This is a genomic window from Serratia sp. D1N4 (assembly GCF_054552755.1).
On record NZ_CM137274.1, the window covers coordinates 4417471 to 4439481 of the forward strand.

The window sequence follows — 22011 nt, forward strand, 5'->3', positions numbered from 1 at the left end:
ATCAGAAAACCGTGCTCTCGCACCCTGGACGGGAGCGGGGCGGTGTTGTGGAGTAACGTCGCCATCACCGTTTCTCAGGTGTTTGAGTCGGTACGCTATCTTCCTGCACAAACTCATCATCAGGGGTATGCGCAGCAGGTTCCGGGGTATTCTGTATCTGGAAAATCTGCGTCGGCAACGTGAAGTTACGCAACTGCAGCAGCGTCAACGGGCCTTTACCCAGTTCGGTGCGTAATATCCATTGCAACGGCGCGTTGTCCGGTGTGGTAAACGTCAGTTGATAACGCCCTTCATCCAGTTTTTGCTGCTTCGCCAGTTCAAGCCAGCGGATAAGACCCCAGGTGCCCTGATAGTCACCGTACAAACGGGCACCGGCATCAACGCTGGTCCAGGTCAGCATGGCACCCGGCTTATAGGTATCCCCCGGCCAGCGGAAACTTTGCCAGCTTTCCATCTGGTTGAAGTAATGAAGCTTCTGGCCATCAATCGACAGGTTGGTTTCCACAACATCCGGCACCGGCCGCGCCAGCAATTCAAACCGTAACCCCTGGCTGCCGTCGGTGAACAGAATGTCGGAAATCTGGCTCAGCTGATTAATGGCCGCCAGGAAGTCGGGATTAAAGGTCAGCCCCTGGCTGTTTACCTTGTCCGGTACCCAGCGGGTACCTTCCTTATGCAGTACCCCACTCAGTTCACTGGTCAGGAAACTGTCGATACGCCCGCTGTCTTTGCGGATGAAATCGGCCAACATCGGCAGTGAGGCATCGCTTTTGCTCGCGGCAAACGGGTAACGCCCGTCAAAGGCCGATTTCCAGTTCACCACGATGGCGTTTTTCCATTGGTCGTTGAGGCTAGCAGACGACGGCTGCAACACCGTTTCCCAGGCTTGGGTCAGCGGCTGAACAAACATCGTCCGGCCAAAGCTGCTCCATTCCTCCCCCAGGCTGGCAGCAATCAGGCTGGCATACTCCTGAGTATCGGTCAGGTTAACGTTTTTGCCCTGAAAGACCGTCTGTGCCAGCACCTGTATCATCTCCTGCGGGTCGGCCGCGCTGGCGACCTGCTGAAGTTTCAGGCGCACGCGGGTAACGCGAGTGAGTAAGGTCTGCAGGCTGAGCGAGCTGTCCGACGACATCATGGTCTGGGTATTGCCTTTGCCCATCAGAGCCAGCAACGGACCAAAGGTCTCATCCAGCGGGCCCACCGGTCCGCTGGCCTGTTGGTCTATCGCCGGTTCGGCGTCTTTCTTTATCAGGGCCTTGGCCGACTTCACCAGTGAGTCGGACAGCGCTTCGGTCTGCTGCCCGGTTTGCCCCTGCCAGGCCACGGTGTTCATCAGCGCTATCAGCGGCGACTGGCGGACATCGCTCATCAAGGTGAGTTGGTCAATCACATCGGACAGGTTTTTCGCCTCATTCCAGTGCAGGCTGTTGAGAAAACTCAGCCAGGCACCGGCAAAGTCCGTGAAGTAACGTTCGGTCAGGCGCTTTTTCAGTGCTTCTGGTGAAATGTCATCAGAGATAGAACGACGGTTATCACTGAGCACCCAGTCGATCTCTTCACGCCGGGAGGTGACCGCGTTATCTATCGCCCGCTGGATTTGTTCCTCCCAGGCCTTGCGGGTAAACATCCCAGGGATGGTTTCGTCCGTGTGGAACAAGCGTTGCGCATCCGTATCACCCGTCATCTCGGTCAAGGTCATGTCGGCATAATTGCGGCGTACCGACAGCAGCATATTTTCATACAGCGTGCTTTCGGCATTACGCTGGCCGATTTCACCCAGCAACACCTGCCGCGTCTGTGACACCAGGGCTTTGTCCGGCACGATTTTCCAGCTCGGCTGGGTGGGCAGGTTGTGGGCATAAAACTGCCACAGGTCCGGAGCCAGGCTCTGCCACAACCCTGGAGAGATGCCCTGATGCACTGGCGCGGTGGTTTTCATCACCTGGGCGAAAAACGCCGCGTCGACCTTTTCCGGCCGTGCCATCATCAGGTAGGCCTTCAACTGGTCATAACCGGATTTGGCCAGTGCGGTCCGTTTCGGGCTATTGGCGGGCAGGTTGGCCAATACGCCGAGTTGTTGTTGCAGACTGTCTGCAGCCGCATCGCGAATTAAACGGTTATTGGCCTTGCCGTACCACGGCAGCAGGGTATCGAGCAGTTGCGCATTATGATCCATGCCGAAGCGCTGATACCAGGGGGAGCCTTCTGCTGCACGCACCTGCAGGCGTCCGATCTGGTTACGCAGTGCCTGCAAGGCAATCAGTTGTTCATCGGACACCGGCTGTGGCTGCGCCAGACGCTGCACCTGTTCAGCCGCAGAGAGCATCTGCTGACGGTTGACGGCAAACGACGCCACGCTGCCCGCGCCCCACAAGACCATCAGGGCCAGCAGGCTGTAACACAACGTTTGCTGCCACGGCAGACCAACACGACGGCCGCGGGCGGAACGGCAATCGTCCAGCACCCCTTGCCAACTGGCCGGGGCAGTCCAGGTCTTCTCATGCACATTCGCAGAAGATGCCGTGGACACCTCTGGCAGGCTGAACATCAGCCCGCGCAACGGAATGCGGGCGGCATAGTCCGCGAACCATGGCGTCAGAACCTGCCGCCAGCGTGCGGCCTCGCTGGTACCCAGAGACTGTGCCAGACGCAACAGGAAATCGTGCGGCTGTTGAGCCAACACCTGCTGCATGCCCTGTTCGCGCAATTGGGGGATTAACGACCGCAGTTGACGTTCAATCGCATCCGGCGTCGCATGGGCGGCAAAGACCGCCCCAACCGGCTGCGTCACCCGTTCATCCTGCGGCCATTGGCTTTCACACACCTGCCACAGATAGGCCGGTGGCTGATAACGCAACGCTTCGCCAGATTTTTCCAGCGTGCGCAGCCCATCATCCATCCACGAGGATACCCGGCTCTGCGCCTGCGTCACAGCCCAGACCACGCCATCCAGCGGACGACTGCGGCGCAGTTTTCGCCACGCAGCAAGGCGTGGCTCGTCGTTTTGCGAATGCAAACTGCCACCGTGCAACAAGACGGTACGCTGACCTTCCAGCCAACCTTGCTCAGCCAGTGTGGGGGCCAGGGCGGCGATTTGTTCAGGTTCGCCTACTACCATCAGCAACCGCACTTTATAACGCCAGAACAGGCCGTAGCGGCGGCGCAGGCGTTTTTTTAAGGTTCTGAGCTCTGAATGTTGTGACTTCTTGTCTTTAGCATTTTCTTCGTTTAAAGCGGTATCGTTTCCGCCAGCTTGCATCCTGACCTGCTTGAATGCGCGACGACCGTGCAGGCGAGTATTGATAAAGAAAAGGTTAACGAATAACAGCAGTGATACAGTTGTGACACCGGCCCCCACCAGTAAACGGTCGCGCAGCGTTGAGCCTGGTTCAACGCCCAACAGCTCAGGACGTTGCCAGAGTAACCAGCAAATAAGCCCACCCACGATCAGAAACATCACCATGATTAGCCACAAACGAACTTCAGGCTTTTTTATCCATAAAATAAAACGCGTCACATTATTTTCTCCACCCAGAGAATTAAAGAGTGATAGTTCTGGTCGATTTTCAATCAGGCAATATCCTGCTCTCACAATCTGCGTCCACATCCACACTTGGCATTGCGGCTTGCAGCTCTAGGCAGAGTGGATGCTGTTTTGAAAAGTTATTTAACCTGCTATTGCTTTGTACCTTACTGCCCAGGATGAACAACGGTGAACCAGGGCAAAGTGAGATCCGATGCAGGAACACTCATGATTAACTGGGAATATTGCCCTAGCCCGGCATTATCAGAGGCAATAGCCAGTGCTAGCCAGGGAGACACCTTGCCGGTCAACCCTGTAAAAATATCGATATCACAGGTTTGCTCCGGTGTAACAACCGCCGGAAATACCACCTCGACGGAGGAAAATAGAGATTGTGCCTGATTGTCACACCCCATTCCCGTTAACCAGATTTGCCCGATGCACTCAGGTTGAGTATTCCCCCAATGCAATGACTGCACAACGGCGGCCGTTAATTGTTCCGCTGCTTTACTTGCTTGCGGGCGATGAATGCGCGCGAGAGTGCCAGACATGGGCTTCTCTGATAAGGGAGTCTGCAACAGCAGGGCAACGGCGGCATCCCCTGCACCATCCTTGGGTTCATCAGCCAAATGCACGGCAATAACCAGTAATGTCTGTCCAGCAATTGACTTATCCAACCAGTTATCCAATGTCTTCAACCCACCACCCGGCACAACAGAAACCGAAACAGGAAGCGTGATAACCTGCAAAACACTTTTCCACAATGAAGGTAAATCAATATCGCCAGAATACTCGCCCGTTTCTGCCAGTAGGGCAACCGTTAGAGGCTTTGATTCAGGAAGTTGTGTCAGCGCCGTATTTAACGAACTTTCAACCAGTAACGCAACAATCCTGTTCCGCAAACGTTCTGGTAGTGGAAGATCACTATCCTCAAAGCGTGCCTGACGGATCACTTCCGATGATGTTTCATCCGCAGCAGAGGGTAAAACGACCTCCTGGGCAATCATTTGCATTGATAATGATGTCGATATCATGGCATGAGGCAAATGGACAACCTGCGCCAGCACATTGACATAGCGCTGCCCACGTTGAATTTCCCTGTGCAGAGTCCATTCCCTTTCTTCATCCCAGCCATCGGCCACACAATCAGAGAAGGTATACACCAGCCAGCGAAGCGCAAATAAGCATAACCATGAAAGAGCAGGAACAAGAATAAAGCAGATCCAGAAAATCGGTGTCTGAGTCGGTTTATTCGCAGGCCAGAAATAGAGTGTGGCTGTTCCACAAATGAGCATGACCAAGGTCAAAAAAAACAACCAGCGTTTAAATGATGGCGGGGATGAACGCTGAGCAGGTGCAGGGATAGTACTCAAATCAACAGGCATAATTCAGCTCGCAGTCGCATTACCTAAAGACGTAATAAGCGTACAGCCACAGGCACACTTATGGCCGTGAAACGCGACCGGCAGACCGTTATCCTTCATGGTTGGATGCCCTTCGACAATTTTTGTCGGCCCGTGCCCAATAATCGGGCAGGAGACCAGATCTCCCAGACGTGCAACGCCAATTCCAGCAAACTTCATATTGGACGAACCAGCAAGAACCTGGCCACCATGGGTGGTTTTGTCGCCGATGCGAATGATCCCTTTCATAATGACACTCTCTGTCTTTGTTGTGTAGCTTGAACTTTCTCGCGCAGTGCCTGCTCCTGACCTTGGCCTGTAGCACTGGCAGTCCTTAACTGTCGACGAAATAATTTCGTCACTTGATTCTCTGAAAGATGATATCCCTTGTCAGATATACAGTCACTTATTGAAATAGTAATAACGCCTTTTTCATTATTGTATCGAAAAAACAGTGAGTTTTTTACTATCGGGGGATGTGCCTGGTCCACATATAGTTTTACTGCTCCTGCATTCGTGCCTGAACTATTGATTATACGATAGTCATTTACATACTTGAATGGGTAAGGGGAGGCAAGCCTATCACTGATAAGACAGCCATCTTTAAAACCAAATATATATATGTTTTTCCGCCAAAGCAGTAACAACAGCATGCCGCCAAGCACAATATTGAATACTGTAACGACAAGCATCGGACTCTCAAAATCCAGAGGGGAATTTTTGTTTAAAAATGAATACCAAAAAAAACACCCATTAAAAATCAATAGCAAAATAGGGAAAACGATAAATCCCCCTGTGTAATTTAACTTAAACTTCACACCGGTTTTTGCAACTTCTTTCGCATATTGATTAAAATAAAACTTACTCATTTTAATTTAATTCCGCAGTTCATGACATGTTTTTGAAATTAGGTCTGTAATATCCACCACATGGAGTTCATGACATCTTCTCTTCTGTTAGTGTTAGCTGTTTTTTTGCGCCTGCACTTTCTCGCGCAAGCGATTCATCGCCTGCTCCTGACGCTGGTAGAGCGCGTTATATTCCTCCAGCGACTGATTAGCCAGCACGTAGCGCCAAAGATGTTTAGGGTTATTGGCAGCGCTGACGTTGATCGGGTCATTGGGATCAAACTGGCAATCCGCCTCTACCTCTGCCGACCAACTGGGGATTTTGCTGGTACGCATGGCGATGTAGCGTGCAACGCTGCCCAGCAAAGTTAATGGTAACAAAGTCAGCGTGAAGAACCACTCCAGGCGTGAGTCCACACGCATCATATATTGCAGGCCAAATAGATAGCTCTCTTTTTTCTCAGCAATCGGTGGGCATAAGGCGATGATATCTTTTAGTTCCTCCAGACAGTCTACATTCATATAGCTGTAAATTAACGCCCAGTTTTTTACCAGTTCGCGGCGTTCCGTCGAAAAGCCCAAACTAAAGGTATCTAACACGGTTTGCTTATCTTCTGCCAGAATATACCCGTCAATACTGCATTCCGGCATTGGGCCACGCCCCGCTCGGCCACGGGTAAAGAACACCTCTTGCCACGGCACCGAAAGAATAGAGCCATCCAGTTTAAATACATGCACCATTTGGGTTTTGCGGTTAAAGCGCACCGGGTAATGGGTCCAGGTAAACCAGGATTTGCGTAAAAGTCTATAGCAAAAAAAACCAAATGCACCGGAGGGGATAGACATGAACAGGTAGGCAAAAAAACCAAATACAGAACCAACTGGTTTTACCAACTCTACTATAGAAAAATATATACAAAGAAAGGCTGCAGAGATAAACATTGAGGATAATATGAAAGTAAATATTTCAGGCATACCACGATCGTTGTAGTATTTGTCTACCAGTTCCAGATAGGTTGAGTTCATTTTGATCACCGCATCGTCAGCCAAGGCCAATGAGTCTGACTTACCCATGCCAGAAAAATCCTGCCTAAGCTGGTATTTAATATCCTCTTCACTTAGCGGGCGATTAAGGGAGAACGGACTATAGAGACCGGTGTAGTTCATGATTACTGTGCCCCCGAGGTCAATGCTTTATTGAATTCTGCCATTTCCATACTGCTGGTTGGCCAGATGGGGGGGATTTCTTTTTCATCTGTCGGGATTTTACGCCACAGGCAACTCATTAACCAAAGTTGGACATCATTTTTGATATTCAGAGCTAAATAAATCGCAGATCCAAAGAACAATACCACGGCAATAACAATCCATACCGGAGCTAAGGTAACGTTCAATATCACAGCGACAGCAAGTATACCGCCACCAAGTGAAGAACATAAGTAGGCAACTGCAATGTCAACATGGCCTTTATTTGCTTCAGTGACAAAGCTATAAAAATCAAATGCCGCTCCCACAATCCCCGCTGCCCCCCCTAACCATTTTATCCACTTAAGCGAACTCATAATAAATCTTTGCACGTTTCCACCCATACCTATTCTGAGCTGAGCCTTCCAGCGAACACTTTTAAAATCATTTAACAAGCGTTCAACAGAGTCTGCCATCGCCCCTACCGCCATCGTAATATTGGCGGCAAAGCGTGAGCTTGTCTCCACGGTAAACTCTTTAGGCAACCCAGCATGTACGATGGCATAAGTCTGAAATGATGCCGATAATACGCTACCGGCAAAGGGCAGTGATTTTAACGCCGAGGTCGATATGGCTTGCGGTGAACTGCCTTGCAATTGCGCCAGTTTATTTCTAAAGGTATTCGGGAAAATCGTCGCTTTCACCTCTTCGGCTGAACGCAGGGTGCTGGCGATAGCCGCAGCCCGTGCAGCCCCAGGCGCGGTAGGGATGGTGTTAGCCTCTCTTATATCGGTCAGAACAGCAAACTTACTCACCTGGGTTCCTGTCAGTTTGATACCCTGAGCTTCCATATGACGCAACTCAACCTGCACATAATGGCGTAACTGATCGATACCGGCACGCCCTGATACACCAAATGTCTGAGCGAGTTCATTAACCACCGCGCTAACAAAATCTTTACGTGAAGCCGTCAAGGTAATCACCTTGATTTGTTTATTACTGACCACTGCGAAGGAGACCAGTGCATCCGCTGGTTTAGAGTTAATTACTTTCTCCACCAGAGAATAGATCGCACCGCTAAGTGCATTCTGGAACTTTTCCAGTACCAACTGTGCGCCTGCTATTTTTTGGTCAAAAATATCTTTAAAGCCATCAACGATTTTATCCCAAGGTAACGAAGTTACGTCGCCAGAGATACGGACGCTGGTATTTATTTTTTCAGCGAAACGGTCATTATTGAAAACCGCTGCGCGGGAGATGAAATTGTTTTTATCAGTGCAGGCAGCCAATAATTGAGTTTGGAAGTGCTTAGAAACCAGCAGTTTGTCTTGAACGCCATCAATACAGTCCGTAGCTGACTGGACATATAAAATGCCGCTGTCTGCATCTGTGGTGTCGAAGTTATGCTGAAAGTAATGCGTCATGACCTCACTACCCAGCCAGACGAGATACATCTTCATCATCGGTACAATGACACGTTTATCATAATCATCTAACGCGCTGTTAAATCTGGTAGTAAATGCTTTTTGTTTTTCTTCATCGTAGTATTTCCCGTAGTTGCTCTGCCATTTATTTTCAACACGAGTCTCGAGCATCTTGACGTTATTTTTATGCAAGACGGCACTCATCGCCGCAGAACCAGGGACCGGCATACCACTGATCATGTCATAACCAATCTCGGTATTGAGCTCCTCCACTTGATTATTAAACACAATATCACGCCTGTATTGCGCGCAGGTGCTCTCTTTTAACCAGCTAACAGCACTGGTGAGTGCAAGTCCCCGCGTGTAGGCCGGGTTTTCATTAAAGTGTTTATTAATACGATAGTTGGCTAACCAGGCAATATCCTGCGCCATCGCCACCGGATCCTGTAGCACCATGATCGCACCATGCCCGGCATACAGCGCATCCGCCGCAGAGATAATATTGGTAGCCTCAAGTGGCTTGAGGTTTTTCCAAGGAGCGTGAGACCAGTTTTTGACCGTCGCTGCATTGGCCTTGGGGCTGTATTCTGCCACACAGGTTGCCAGCGTGCTCAATGCCACCACATTTTCAGCGCGTTTGCTTTTAATCCAGGCATCCATATCGAAACGTTGCATATATTGGGCACGGTAGCTGGCATCTTCGTGTTTTTTACGAGTCGCGTCTGTCCACTGTGCCTGGGACCAACTGAACCAGAAGATGCCGTTTTTCTTGCCAGTTGGCATCACCGGCAGCGTGATCAATGATGCTCTGGCCAATTCGGCTGGCTGGTCAGCGCATGGTTTTACCTTTCCCTGCGCTAAATCTGGCGGAACCGGGCCTTTAGTTGGCAATGGATAGTAATACCCTTCAGCTGTGACGTAGTAATCCAGCCAACTTTTGACCATCTCATCATAAACGTAGAGATACCCATCACGCAGCAGGCGGGCATTGTAGGCCGTATCGCCCTGCGCTGGCGTCGGCATTTTTATGCTGGACGGTAATACCGGCAGTACTTCCGTGTTTTCCATTAACGCTGGACGAACGGGCAGAATAGGCAATCCGTGGCGGATACAAAAAGTACATCCTTTACTGTTGCTCATAGGTGAAAACTTCCCTTCATCTGTCGATAATCTTTACGCGTCATTTCCTGCCAGTCGGCGTCATCCCAGCTTGATGTCAGACGGGCGTAATAGCCGGGCGAATTCTGAGACTCTGCCAATAACGCAGTTATTTTTGCTGATCGCCAGAAATCATCGCCATGCAGTAAACCTTGCGTGGCAAACGCAACCTGGTCGGCTAAGGTGGTTAGCGGACATTGCACCAGCAAGGCATCAACGCGCTGGCTGGTTTGCTGCCTTACGGCGAGATCGGTTATCAATGGCTGTTCGGCTAACACGCGATTAATCAAACCAATGCGCTGGATCTGGGCAAAAGCAGTTTTTGACCTGTTACGGTCAAAGGGGGCTGGTTGGGAATATTCCAGAGAATGCCATTGGCCTTCCAGCCAAAACGTCCAGACAGTGATTTCTCGTGTGTTGAATCTGTTGCTGAACTCCCACGGGGTGAGCATCCAGTGCAGATGAAACAGCACCCGAGGATCGTAAAAACGCAGGACATGGTTTTGCCGCTGCTCATCCTCGGTGATAAGTGTATCCAACAGGCTATTTCTGACCTCGGACGGTGAAAGCGTGCTTTTCAGCAGCAGGCAAATCAGCGGGGTTGATACTGGATCGCTGGCTTGCTGTATTTCTGCCATCAGAGAACGCCACTGTGTTCCGCTGATTGCGCGTAATGGCAGTAAATACGGATAGAGACGTGCCTGCGGAGCGAGCAACGGTGATACCAATTCAATGACCGGCAGAGGTTCAGGTAAATGACTAAAGAGTACGCGATCGATAATCGCATATTGGTGCTCATCAAATTTGGCGTGCTCAGGGAGATAATCCATCAGCATAATCGACCAATCCTTAGCTTATAGATATGATGCCGCAAGCAGAGGCATGTCAAACAACATATAGAAGCGGCAAGTTTTTTCTTAAATAAACCCTGGCGCAAGGTTTTTTGCCAACATGAACAGTGCCTTTTATTCCTGCTTGGCCAATTTTGATAAAAGGCCTTCCAGCAATACCGGGTAGTTATCCTCTTTAATAAGCCCTTTACGGAACGTACATTTTCTATCTATGCCAGCAGACTTGATATGTAATTTAAATAACCGCTTATCTTCTTTAATCAGCGTCACATTACTGAGAGGAACCAGATAAGTGTCTGCAAACAGGCTAGGGGTAATAACCAGTTTGTCCTGCGACATGCCAATCATGGTACGATTTTTCAAACGGAAAGAGTTGCACGATGATAACAACCCTGCTCCGACAACTAGCCAGCCTGTCGCCATGCCGCTAAAGAAACAGACAAATAAACCCAATGCGATAAACAATAGCCCTTGCATAAGCAACTGAGAGGTTTTGAAGCTTAGCGCCATTGTCAGCATGTTTTGTTCACTTCGGGTCAATACTGCCAGATTTTTATTGCAGTGTTCCTCATAGCTAAACAGATAACCTGTCATAAAAATCAGGCTCAAAGGCAACATCACCAACGAGCCAATAATAGCCAGCGTCAACCCAACCTTCGGCACTTTAAACAACACAGGCAAACTGACGATTTGCATAGCAAGCGCAATGATAAATGGGATTTTCATCAGTGATACAACATCGACAAGATCGCGCTCTGAATAACTCAGTTCGCTATAAATATCTTTTGCCGATGCTGAAAAAAAACACACTACACCGAGTAAAACAGCATTAACAATCAAACCAACCCAGATTAACTTACTTAGTTTATTCACTTCTATTCTCATCCTAAACATTATTAAATCACAATGTATTTATGACACACCAAATTACATATATATTGATTGTCGTTATTATTAATCAATATCTATTTTTTAGAGACCCACGAAGATAGTCAGCCAATAAATAAAATTTTATTTAACATACCCGAACACAAAGAATAGGGATCTTTACTCAACGGACCTCATCGGGAGACGATTTCTTGAAAATATCCCGCCACGGATGTTTTGAGTTGCTGGATGCATCGACTAAATAAGGGTCATCAGTCGCGACTTCACACAGGGACTCAATGCTTTCAGGCCAGACAGGGATTTTACTGGTTACCATGGCGATATAGCGTGGTACGCTAAAGATAAAGAACAGCACAAAGAAAAACGGGAAGAGAAATAATGGTGCACCATTACAGCCAGACAATAGATATAACAGACCGAATCTGAACCCTTCACGCTTTTTGGCAATCGGCAGACAAAAATTCACCACACCCATCACCGACTCAGGCCCTTCCTCCATGTAACGGCGCACAAACTCCCAGTGCCGTTCTAATTCCTTTCTGTCTGAATGGGTTGCCGATAAGCAGAAGGTATCAATCACCGTCTGGTTATCATCAGCCAGTACGTGGCCACTGATATAGTAGTCTTTGTTGAAGTCTTTTCTGTGGTTCAAACCCGAGGTGAAAAACACGCTATCCCAAGGGACACTATAGGTAGAGCCATCCAACCGGAAAACATGCACCAGTCGGTTTTTTCTGTCAAAACGAACCGGGTAGTGTGTCCAGGCAAACCATTCAGTTTTAAGAAGCTTAAACGAAAACACTATCGTTGGAACAAAAAACAAAATAGAGAATAGAAACAGTTTTTCAGGTGTTGCAAATTTCCACCCAATACGAGGAAGTGTATCAATAACTGAAAGTATTAATATCAGTGAGCAACCAAAAAATATGAATGCACTTATAAAACTACCAAAACCTTTTGCTGAGTAATATTTATCCACCAACTCCAAATAACTAGAGTTTATTGAAATAACTTTATTGTCCGGGATTATTGATCGCCCTTCGAGATCAATGAGTTGACTCTGTTTTAATTGGTGGTCATTCTCTGAGTCGTTAAGCAGTCGATTAAATTTAAATTTTGGAAAAAGCCCGTAATAATCCATATTACCCCTATAAACCAAACGCTAATTTAAACCCACCCACTTTAACCTGTAAAAAAGCTGGTTAGGCTCTTATTTCCTATCTGGCGGAGTTATGGCTTCTCACTATCGGGAGACGATTTCTTGAAAATATCCCGCCACGGGTGTTTTGAGTTACTGGATGCATCGACTAAATAAGGGTCATCAGTCGCGACTTCACACAGGGACTCAATGCTTTCAGGCCAGACAGGGATTTTACTGGTTACCATGGCGATATAACGCGGTACGCTAAAGATAAAGAACAGCACAAAGAAAAACGGGAAGAGGAATAATGGTGTACCATTACAGCCAGACAATAGATATAACAGACCGAATCGGAACCCTTCACGCTTTTTGGCAATTGGCAGACAAAAATTCACCACACCGATCACCGACTCAGGCCCCGCCTCCATATAACGGCGCACAAATTCCCAGTGCCGCTCCAATTCCTTTCTGTCTGAATGGGTTGCCGGTAAGCAGAAGGTATCAATCACCGTCTGGTTATCGTCAGCCAGTACATGACCGCTGATATAGTAGTCTTTATTGAAGTCTTTTCTGTGGTTCAAACCCGAGGTGAAGAACACGCTATCCCAAGGAACGCTGTAGGTAGAGCCATCCAACCGGAAAACATGGACTAGTCGGTTTTTTCTATCAAAACGAACAGGGTAATGTGTCCAAGCAAACCATTCAGTTTTTAATAAAATAAACATCAAGATTGCCATTGCCCCACTTGGAATAAGAATAACCAAAGCAAACAAAATATCATCCCAGTATATATTACTGGAATCAAAAAAAGAAAAAAATATTGTAGATATTAAAATAAAAACCATGCTTGAGAAACCAAAAAAGGCAATTAAACTACCAAACCCCTTTGCTGAGTAATATTTGTCTACTAATTCCAAATAACTGGAATTTATTGAAATAACCTTATTGTCCGTGATAATTGACTGCCCTTCGAGATCAATGGATTGACTCTGTTTTAATTGTTGCTCTCTCTCTGAGTCGTTAAGCGGTCGATTAATTTTAAATTTTGGAAAAAGCCCGTAATAATCCATATTATCCCTCTGAGTCCAGTGCCAACTTCAGTTCATCCATTTCCATTTGCATGGTTGGCCAGATTGGAAGGTCGGCAGCCTCCCTTTTTTTAAATTTCTCTTGATCTTCTTTTGAATAGTTTTCATTTACTGGAATTCTGCGCCATAAACATTGCACCAGCCATTTTTGAATATTATCGCGATTATTAAATTCCAGATAAATAGCCATACTAATCAGAATAGCAACTGCAATAAACGTCCCTATTACTGGCATTGCCCAAATAACTGCAGCAGTAACCCATAGACCAGCTAATCCTGAGAAAAAATATGCCGCAGCAAGACCCTTATGCCCTTTGTAACGCTCATCATCAAAATGATAAAAATCAAATCCAGCGGCAATTACCCCAGCCACTATACCTAATGCTTTCCCACCATAGCCAATAAACCATTTCATAAAAGTTTCAGAACTAAAAACGCGCATTCTTGATGTTGCATCTGCAAATAACCGAAACTGTTTTATACCGGTTTCTATCACACTTAACGTCGTGCTCCCCAACCCCGCCACACCGGCCCAAAAACGGGAGTGTGCTTCTTTTTGATCGGCAGTTAACGTCTTTTTATTTTTAAGATCGGCTGTGGTATACAGCGCTGCAACCTGCAACACGCCAGAAATAACGCCCAAAGTAAACGGCATGGCCTCCCCGGCTTTTCTAACCCCACGTTGAACGGCACCTTGCCAACGGCTAAATTGCTGCGCTTCAACATCCGCAGAAGTTCGTAGCAATTTACTCAGCGCAGCAGCCCGTTCTTTGGGGGGCAAAGCGGCCAGTTCATGAACCTTGTCGATATACACCATCACCAGAAATCGTTTCGTTTCCACCCCTTCCATCGGCAGCCCGTCGATCCTGAGCCGCCTCAACTCCCGCCGGACGTAACCGCGTAAGCTGCCTTGATGCGCTTTGCCATCAAGCCCGCTTTCTTTCGCCAACTGCTTAATTTCATTTAACATACCCGAACACAAAGAATAGGGATCTTTACTCAACGGACCTCATCGGAAGACGATTTTTTAAAAATATCCCGCCACGGGTGTTTTGAGTTACTGGACGCATCGACCAGATAAGGGTCATCAGCCGCAACTTTACACAGGGACTCAATACTTTCAGGCCAGACAGGGATTTTACTGGTTACCATGGCGATATAACGCGGTACGCTAAAGATAAAGAACAGCACAAAGAAAAACGGGAAGAGGAATAATGGTGCGCCATTACAGCCAGACAATAGGTATAACAGACCGAATCGGAACCCTTCACGCTTTTTGGCAATCGGCAGACAAAAATTCACCACACCGATCACCGACTCAGGCCCTTCTTCCATATAACGGCGCACAAATTCCCAGTGCCGCTCCAATTCCCTTCGGTCTGAATGGGTTGCCGGTAAGCAGAAGGTATCAATCACCGTCTGGTTATCATCAGCCAGTACGTGGCCACTGATATAGTAGTCTTTGTTGAAGTCTTTTCTGTGGTTCAAACCCGAGGTGAAAAACACGCTATCCCAAGGGACACTATAGGTAGAGCCATCCAACCGGAAAACATGCACCAGTCGGTTTTTTCTATCAAAACGAACCGGGTAATGTGTCCAAGCAAACCATTCAGTTTTTAATAAAATAAACATCCATGCTATTGCAGGAATGCAAATCAAAGAAACAAAAAAAACAACACTAATATCACTTAATGTCTTCCACCTGCCATCAAGTACAATCATAATTAATACAAAAGAATATAATGATAAAAAAGCAATAAAAAAAAGTGAACTTATTAGACTGCCAAATCCTTTTGCTGAATAGTACTTATCTACCAATTCCAGATAAGTAGAGCTTATTGAAATAACTTTATTATCCGGGATCATTGACTGCCCTTCGAGATCAATGGAGTGACTCTGTTTTAATTGCTGCTCCCTCTCTGAGTCGTTAAGCGGTCGATTAATTTTAAATTTTGGGAAAAGCCCGTAATAATCCATATTACCCCTCTGAACCCAATACCAATTTCAGCCTATCCGTTTTAACTTGCAAGAAAGCTGGTTAGATTCTTACTCTCTATCTGGTGAAGTTATGGCCTCTCACTATCGGAAGACGATTTCCTGAAAATATCCCGCCACGGGTGTTTTGAGTTACTGGATGCATCGACTAAATAAGGGTCATCAGTCGCGACTTCACACAGGGACTCAATGCTTTCAGGCCAGACAGGGATTTTACTGGTTACCATGGCGATATAACGCGGTACGCTAAAGATAAAGAACAGCACAAAGAAAAACGGGAAGAGGAATAATGGTGCACCATTACAGCCAGACAATAGATATAACAGACCGAATCGGAACCCTTCGCGCTTTTTGGCAATCGGCAGACAAAAATTCACCACACCAATCACCGACTCAGGCCCTTCTTCCATATAACGGCGCACAAATTCCCAGTGCCGCTCCAATTCCTTTCTGTCTGAATGGGTTGCCGGTAAGCAGAAGGTATCAATCACCGTCTGGTTATCATCAGCCAGTACGTGGCCACTGATATAGTAGTCTTTGTTGAAGTCTTTTCTGTGGTTCAAACCCGAGGTGAAAAACACGCTATCCCAAGGAACGCTGTAGGTAGAGCCATCCAATCGGAAAACATGCACCAGTCGGTTTTTTCTGTCAAAACGAACCGGGTAGTGTGTCCAGGCAAACCATTCTGTTTTTAATAGAATAAACATCCAGATTGCCATCGCACCACTAGGTATAAGAAAAGCAAACATCATAGCCGCACCACCAGGGGTTTTCCAAAGACCATCAATAATGCTTAGAGAAAACATGAAAAAAAACAAACCTAAAAGCATAAAAAAGAAAGTGGCACTTAATAGACTACCAAAGCCTTTCGCTGAGTAGTATTTGTCCACCAACTCCAGATAGTAAGAATTTATTGAAATAACCTTATTATCAGGCACTATTGATTGACCTTCTATATTAACACTCTGCCTCTGTTTTAATTGATATTTTCTCTCTTCATCACTAAGCAAGCGATTAAGTTTAAATTTTGGAAAAAGCCCATAGTAATCCATATTATATCCCTTAGCCCAGTGCAAGTTTCAGTTCATTCATTTCCATTTGCATGGTTGGCCAGATAGGAAGGTCTGCTGCTTCTCTTTCTTTATATTTTTTCTGATTCTCCTCTGAAAAACTTGTATTTACTGGTATTTCCCTCCACATGCATTGCAACAGCCATTTTTGAATATTGTCGCGGTTATTCAACGCCAGACAAATAGCCATACCTATTAGAATAGCAACCGCAATAAAAGTCCCCACAACAGGTATTGTCCAGATTACTGCAGCAGTCACCCAAGCTCCAGCCACTGCGGATAAAAAATAAACTGCGGCAAGCCCAAAGTGGCCTTTATAAAACTCATCACCAGTATGATAACCATCATAGAACACTGCAACTACCCCAGCCACTACACCCAACCCTTTTCCTCCATAGCCAATAAACCATTTCACAAAGGTTTCAGAACTAAAAACGCGCATTCTTGATGTTGCATCTGCAAATAACCGAAACTGTTTGATACCGGTTTCAATCACACTTAACGTCGTGCTCCCCAGCCCCGCCACTCCGGCCCAGAATCGAGAGTGTGCTTCTGTTTGGTCGGTGCTCAACGTCTTTTTATTTTTAAGATCGGCTGTGGTATACAGCGCTGCAACCTGCAACACGCCAGAAATAACGCCCAAAGTAAACGGCATAGCCTCTCCAGCTTTTCTGACACCACGTTGCACAGCCCCCTGCCAACGGCTAAATTGCTGCGCTTCAACATCCGCAGAAGTCCGTAGCAATTTACTTAGGGCAGCGGCACGCTCTTTGGGCGGCAAAGCTGCCAGTTCATGAACCTTGTCGATATCCACCATCACCAAAAATCGTTTCGTTTCCACCCCTTCCATCGGCAGCCCGTCGATCCTTAGCCGCCTCAATTCCCGCCGGACATAACCGCGCAAGCTTCCTTGATGCGCTTTGCCATCAAGCCCGCTTTCTTTCGCCAACTGCTTAATTTCATTTAACATACCCGAACACAAAAAATAGGGATCTTTACTCAACGGGTCTCATCGGGAGACGATTTCTTAAAAATATCCCGCCACGGGTGTTTTGAGTTACTGGATGCATCGACCACATAAGGGTCATCTGCCGAGATACGACACTGAGACTCAATGCTTTCAGGCCAGACAGGGATTTTACTGGTTACCATCGCGATATAACGCGGTACGCTAAAGATAAAGAACAGCACAAAGAAAAACGGGAAGAGGAATAATGGTGCACCATTGCAGCCAGACAGTAGATATAACAGACCGAATCTGAACCCTTCACGCTTTTTGGCAATTGGCAGACAAAAATCCACCACACCAATCACCGAATCAGGGCCATCTTCCATATAACGACGGACAAACTCCCAGTGCCGTTCTAATTCCTTTCTGTCTGAATGCGTTGCCGGTAAGCAGAAGGTATCAATCACCGTCTGGTTATCATCAGCCAGTACGTGGCCACTGATATAGTAGTCTTTGTTGAAGTCTTTTCTGTGGTTCAAACCCGAGGTGAAAAACACGCTATCCCAAGGGACACTATAGGTAGAGCCATCCAACCGGAAAACATGCACCAGTCGGTTTTTTCTGTCAAAACGAACCGGGTAGTGTGTCCAGGCAAACCATTCTGTTTTAAGTATTTTAAACGTCAATATTACTGCAGGGACCAAAAAAAAACTAGAAAACAAAAAAAGCTTCTCAGGTGTTGCAAACTTCCATCCAATACGAGGGAGTACATCAATAACTGAAAAAATTAATAACAGCGAGCAACTAAAAAAACCAAATGCACCTATCAGGCTAATAAATCCTTTTGCTGAGTAATATTTGTCCACCAATTCCAAGTAACCAGAGTTGATTGAAATTATTTTATTGTCCGGGATAATTGACTGCCCTTCAAGATCAATGGAGTGACTCTGTTTTAATTGCTGCTCCCTCTCTGAGTCGTTAAGCGGTCGATTAATTTTAAACTTTGGAAAAAGTCCGTAGTAATCCATATTATCCCTCTGAATCCAGTGCCAGTTTCAATTCATCCATTTCCATTTGCATGGTTGGCCAGATAGGAAGGTCTGCTGCTTCTCTTTTCATATATGTATCTTGATCTTCCTTTGTATCGTCAGGATCTACGGGTATTGTGCGCCATAGACATTGCACCAGCCACTTTTGAATATTATCGCGATTATTAAATGCCAGATAAATGGCCGTACCTATCAGTATTAGTGCTGCAATAAAAGTCCCCGCAACAGGTATTGCAGCAACCACTGCTACACTTATCCAGATACCTGCCAATCCTGACAAGCCATAAGCAATAGCAAGCCCGGCATGCCCTTTATAGGCCTCATCACCAAGATGATATAAATCAAATCCAGCGGCAATTACCCCAGCCACTACACCCAATCCTTTTCCTCCATAGCCAATAAACCATTTCATAAAGGTTTCAGAACTAAAAACGCGCATTCTTGATGTTGCATCTGCAAATAACCGAAACTGTTTTATACCGGTTTCTATCACACTTAACGTCGTGCTCCCCAGTCCCGCCACGCCTGCCCAAAAACGGGAGTGTGCTTCTTTTTGATCGGCAGTTAACGTCTTTTTATTTTTAAGATCGGCTGTGGTATACAGCGCTGCAACCTGCAACACGCCAGAAATAACGCCCAAAGTAAACGGCATGGCCTCTCCGGCTTTTCTGACACCACGTTGCACAGCCCCTTGCCAACGGCTAAATTGCTGTGCTTCAACATCCGCCGAAGTCCGTAGCAATTTACTCAGGGCAGCAGCACGTTCTTTGGGCGGCAAAGCGGCCAATTCATGGACCTTGTCGATATCCACCATCACCAGAAATCGTTTCGTTTCCACCCCTTCCATCGGCAGCCCGTCGATCCTGAGCCGCCTCAATTCCCGCCGGACATAACCGCGCAAGCTGCCTTGATGCGCTTTGCCATCAAGCCCGCTTTCTTTCGCCAACTGCTTAACCACCTCAGCAACAAACTGTCTGTAGGTACCGGTTTTTTCCAGCGGAACCAGCGCTTTATTGGTGAGCGCCCCCATTGCAACCAGGCAACCATAGACCTGATTTGACTCAAGCGCCTGAGTGATCTTTCTCGTCAGTATACCTGACAGCAAACCGATAAAAATACCCGCCACGCCAGCCGCGTTATTACGTTTTTTCTCGATGCCCTCTCTGAACGCATCCGCTATCCCATTCCAGGGGATAGAAAACCAGTCGGAAAACCCTTTTGTTGCTTCAGCTAACTTCTCGGCCAATACATCCTGATTCAGTACTAACGCCCGCGCCAGGATATTGGTGGCATCCGTCGGTGTGCCTGACAGCAAATCGGTGAAGTGACGGAGAACCCCGACTTTATCCTGCATACCTGCAATGCAATAATTTAGGGTCTGAACATACTCAATGCCGCTTTTCAGTTCGCGAGTATCGAAGTTATGCTGAAAATACCCCAACAACGTCTGGCTCTTGAACCACGCCAGGTACATCTCGGTGCGTGGGCTGACGATGCTGTCGTTGTACTGCTTTAAGACTTGATTGAATTTATCCTGAAAATTAGTCACTTGATTAGGGTCGTAATACTGTTCGTATTCTTTCCATTTCTTTTCTGCAGCAGCGTGCATTTGACTGTCACCAACCGCAGTGTACATATTGTCCGGCACATCAGGATTTGCGGAGTAGCCAAAGGGGCCATAAAGGGCAATCCTCTCCTCACTTTCACGCTTCTCGATGTAATCACGCTGAAATTGGCGTTTCATCGACTCCTTCAGGCCGGTAATGGCACTGGCTAAAGCCAGTTCTCGCTGATATTCGGGTTTTTTGTATACCTGTTCTTGCAAGTCATAATCAATAACGGCAGAAAGATCCTGCAGTATGGCAGGGGCATCTTCCAGCAGCAGAATGGCTCCTTTACCGGCATAAAGTGCATCAGCCGCGAGTTTAATATTCTCTCCTGCTGCCGGATTCACCTTTTTCCATGGCGCCCGCGTCCATTGCTTTGCCTTGCATTGAGCCGCACTGCGGCTGTATTCCGCGATCGTGTCACTCAGCTTGGCAATAGGTAATGTCTGTTTTGCTTTCCCACCGTTTATCCATGCATCCATATCAAACGATTGCATGGACTTGCTGCGGTAGGCGGCATCTTCATGTTTTTTACGTACCGCCTCCGTCCATTCCACTTCGGACCAGACAAACCAGAACACCCCGTTTTTCATGCCTGCCGGTTTAACCGGAAGGGTAATCAGTGAGGCGCTCGCCAGTTCGGCAGGCTGCGTAATACAGGGCTTGACCTTGCCATTGACAATATCCTGTGGCACATCGCCGTTTTCTGGCAACGGGTAGTAATAGCCTTCACTCGTCGCGAAATAGTTTATCCAGCGTTTACCCGATTCTGCCCAGATATAGAGAAAACCTTCGCGTAACAAACGCGCAGTCCATGCGGTTTCTCCTTGAGCCACCGTCGGTACGGTAATGGAAGCTGGCAGATGGGGTAAGGTATCGCTTTGTGATATTACCGCCGGGCGTGCAGGTAAGAGAGGAAGCCCCCGACGAATACAGAATTTACAGCCTTTTTGTGTGCTCATGTTAATCGTTCCATCGAATGTTGCGGGACTGAGTCTGGGTCATCTCCAGCCAGCGGCTTTCATCCCAGTCACTGGTTTCGTCACGGTAAAAGTCTGCAGCCTGCCTGGCCTGTGCCAGAAAGGCCTGCATCTTCGGCGCTGTCCAGAATCCTTCACGCTGCGTCAGACCCTGTAGTGCAAACGCAATGCGGTCTTCCTGACTAGGGAGTTCGCACTTCATCGCCTGCTCCAGCAAAGCATCTATCCGGCGACTGGTGTCCTGGCGTTGTGTCAGATCCGCACTGCGCGGCAGTTTTAACAGTGCCTGATTTATCTGCCCGCTGCGTTGCAACTGCTCCAGCGGTATTCCCACGGCCTCGCCTGGTTGGTAAGAAAGGCGTTCAGGGAATTCCAGCGTGTGCCACCCCCCCTCCAGCCAGAAGGTCCAGCGCGGTATTTCCTGTGCGGGAAGTTGATTAAACAACTGCCACGGGCTCAGCATCCAGTGCAGGTGAAACAGCACGCGGGGATCGTAATAGCGCAGAATATGTCCTTGCTGTTGCTCATCCTTAAAATACAACGCATTGACCAGGGCATTACGTACCGCCTGAGGAGAGCGAGTGCTGGACAGCATAAGAGAACACATCGGCGGCGAGCGCAGGTCTGCATGCTGTGACAGTTCTTTTATCAATGCAAGCCATTCACCCGAGGGTAACTCATGCAACGGCACTAACCACGGGTAAAGGTGTGCCTGTGGAGCCAACATCGGTGACACCAGTTCGATACAGGGCCACCCCTCCGGCAAGACAGGTATCCGCAAACGGTCAATGACAGCATACTGGTGCGCCTCCAGTGGTAATGCCTGTTCCAGATAGTCAATCGTCATTG

17 protein-coding genes are annotated in these 22011 nt (G+C 47.5%); all 17 read right to left on the reverse strand.

Features of this window, described 5'->3' with window-relative positions; all coding sequences use genetic code 11:
• Positions 1 to 64: 64 nt before the first annotated feature.
• A complete protein-coding gene (locus tag ACX1CU_RS19850; protein WP_459402869.1) occupies positions 65 to 3460 on the reverse strand; it encodes an ImcF-related family protein in 3396 nt (1131 codons plus the stop codon).
• Positions 3461 to 3693: 233 nt separating this feature from the next.
• Positions 3694 to 4911: a hypothetical protein gene (locus tag ACX1CU_RS19855; protein ID WP_459399939.1), complete on the reverse strand. Its 1218-nt coding sequence runs from the start codon at positions 4909 to 4911 to the stop codon at positions 3694 to 3696.
• A gap of 3 nt (positions 4912 to 4914) precedes the next feature.
• Positions 4915 to 5178 (reverse strand): PAAR domain-containing protein, encoded by a 264-nt coding sequence (locus tag ACX1CU_RS19860; protein WP_156292764.1) that lies wholly within the window; start codon positions 5176 to 5178, stop codon positions 4915 to 4917.
• The gene (locus tag ACX1CU_RS19865; RefSeq protein ID WP_459399940.1) at positions 5175 to 5798 is read right to left on the reverse strand and encodes a hypothetical protein; all 624 of its coding nucleotides are present in this window, start codon (positions 5796 to 5798) and stop codon (positions 5175 to 5177) included. The genes ACX1CU_RS19860 and ACX1CU_RS19865 overlap by 4 nt, the downstream gene beginning before the upstream one ends.
• 93 nt (positions 5799 to 5891) lie before the next feature.
• The gene (locus ACX1CU_RS19870; RefSeq protein WP_459399941.1) at positions 5892 to 6944 is read right to left on the reverse strand and encodes a DUF6708 domain-containing protein; all 1053 of its coding nucleotides are present in this window, start codon (positions 6942 to 6944) and stop codon (positions 5892 to 5894) included.
• 2 nt (positions 6945 to 6946) lie between these two features.
• Entirely contained in the window at positions 6947 to 9526 is a 2580-nt protein-coding gene (locus ACX1CU_RS19875) for a T6SS effector BTH_I2691 family protein (protein ID WP_459399942.1), read from the reverse strand.
• The gene (locus ACX1CU_RS19880; RefSeq protein WP_459399943.1) at positions 9523 to 10380 is read right to left on the reverse strand and encodes a DUF4123 domain-containing protein; all 858 of its coding nucleotides are present in this window, start codon (positions 10378 to 10380) and stop codon (positions 9523 to 9525) included. The genes ACX1CU_RS19875 and ACX1CU_RS19880 overlap by 4 nt, the downstream gene beginning before the upstream one ends.
• A 129-nt stretch (positions 10381 to 10509) precedes the next feature.
• Positions 10510 to 11268: a hypothetical protein gene (locus ACX1CU_RS19885; RefSeq protein WP_459399944.1), complete on the reverse strand. Its 759-nt coding sequence runs from the start codon at positions 11266 to 11268 to the stop codon at positions 10510 to 10512.
• 178 nt (positions 11269 to 11446) lie between these two features.
• Entirely contained in the window at positions 11447 to 12424 is a 978-nt protein-coding gene (locus ACX1CU_RS19890) for a DUF6708 domain-containing protein (RefSeq protein ID WP_459399945.1), read from the reverse strand.
• A gap of 89 nt (positions 12425 to 12513) precedes the next feature.
• Positions 12514 to 13494, reverse strand: coding sequence for a DUF6708 domain-containing protein (locus ACX1CU_RS19895; protein WP_459399946.1), 981 nt, complete (start codon positions 13492 to 13494; stop codon positions 12514 to 12516).
• Between the two features lies 1 nt (position 13495).
• A complete protein-coding gene (locus ACX1CU_RS19900) occupies positions 13496 to 14515 on the reverse strand; it encodes a hypothetical protein (RefSeq protein WP_459399947.1) in 1020 nt (339 codons plus the stop codon).
• On the reverse strand, positions 14512 to 15489 hold the full coding sequence (locus ACX1CU_RS19905; RefSeq protein ID WP_459399948.1) for a DUF6708 domain-containing protein: 978 nt from the start codon (positions 15487 to 15489) through the stop codon (positions 14512 to 14514). Before ACX1CU_RS19905 ends, ACX1CU_RS19900 begins: the two co-directional genes overlap by 4 nt.
• An 89-nt stretch (positions 15490 to 15578) precedes the next feature.
• Entirely contained in the window at positions 15579 to 16559 is a 981-nt protein-coding gene (locus tag ACX1CU_RS19910; RefSeq protein WP_459399949.1) for a DUF6708 domain-containing protein, read from the reverse strand.
• A 10-nt stretch (positions 16560 to 16569) separates the two neighbouring features.
• Positions 16570 to 17580, reverse strand: coding sequence for a hypothetical protein (locus ACX1CU_RS19915; protein ID WP_459399950.1), 1011 nt, complete (start codon positions 17578 to 17580; stop codon positions 16570 to 16572).
• Positions 17577 to 18554: a DUF6708 domain-containing protein gene (locus tag ACX1CU_RS19920; protein ID WP_459399951.1), complete on the reverse strand. Its 978-nt coding sequence runs from the start codon at positions 18552 to 18554 to the stop codon at positions 17577 to 17579. The genes ACX1CU_RS19915 and ACX1CU_RS19920 overlap by 4 nt, the downstream gene beginning before the upstream one ends.
• 1 nt (position 18555) lies before the next feature.
• Positions 18556 to 21144, reverse strand: a complete 2589-nt coding sequence (locus ACX1CU_RS19925; RefSeq protein WP_459399952.1) for a T6SS effector BTH_I2691 family protein — start codon at positions 21142 to 21144, stop codon at positions 18556 to 18558.
• Position 21145: 1 nt separating this feature from the next.
• Positions 21146 to 22009 (reverse strand): DUF4123 domain-containing protein, encoded by an 864-nt coding sequence (locus tag ACX1CU_RS19930; RefSeq protein WP_459399953.1) that lies wholly within the window; start codon positions 22007 to 22009, stop codon positions 21146 to 21148.
• Between the last annotated feature and the right edge of the window lie 2 nt (positions 22010 to 22011).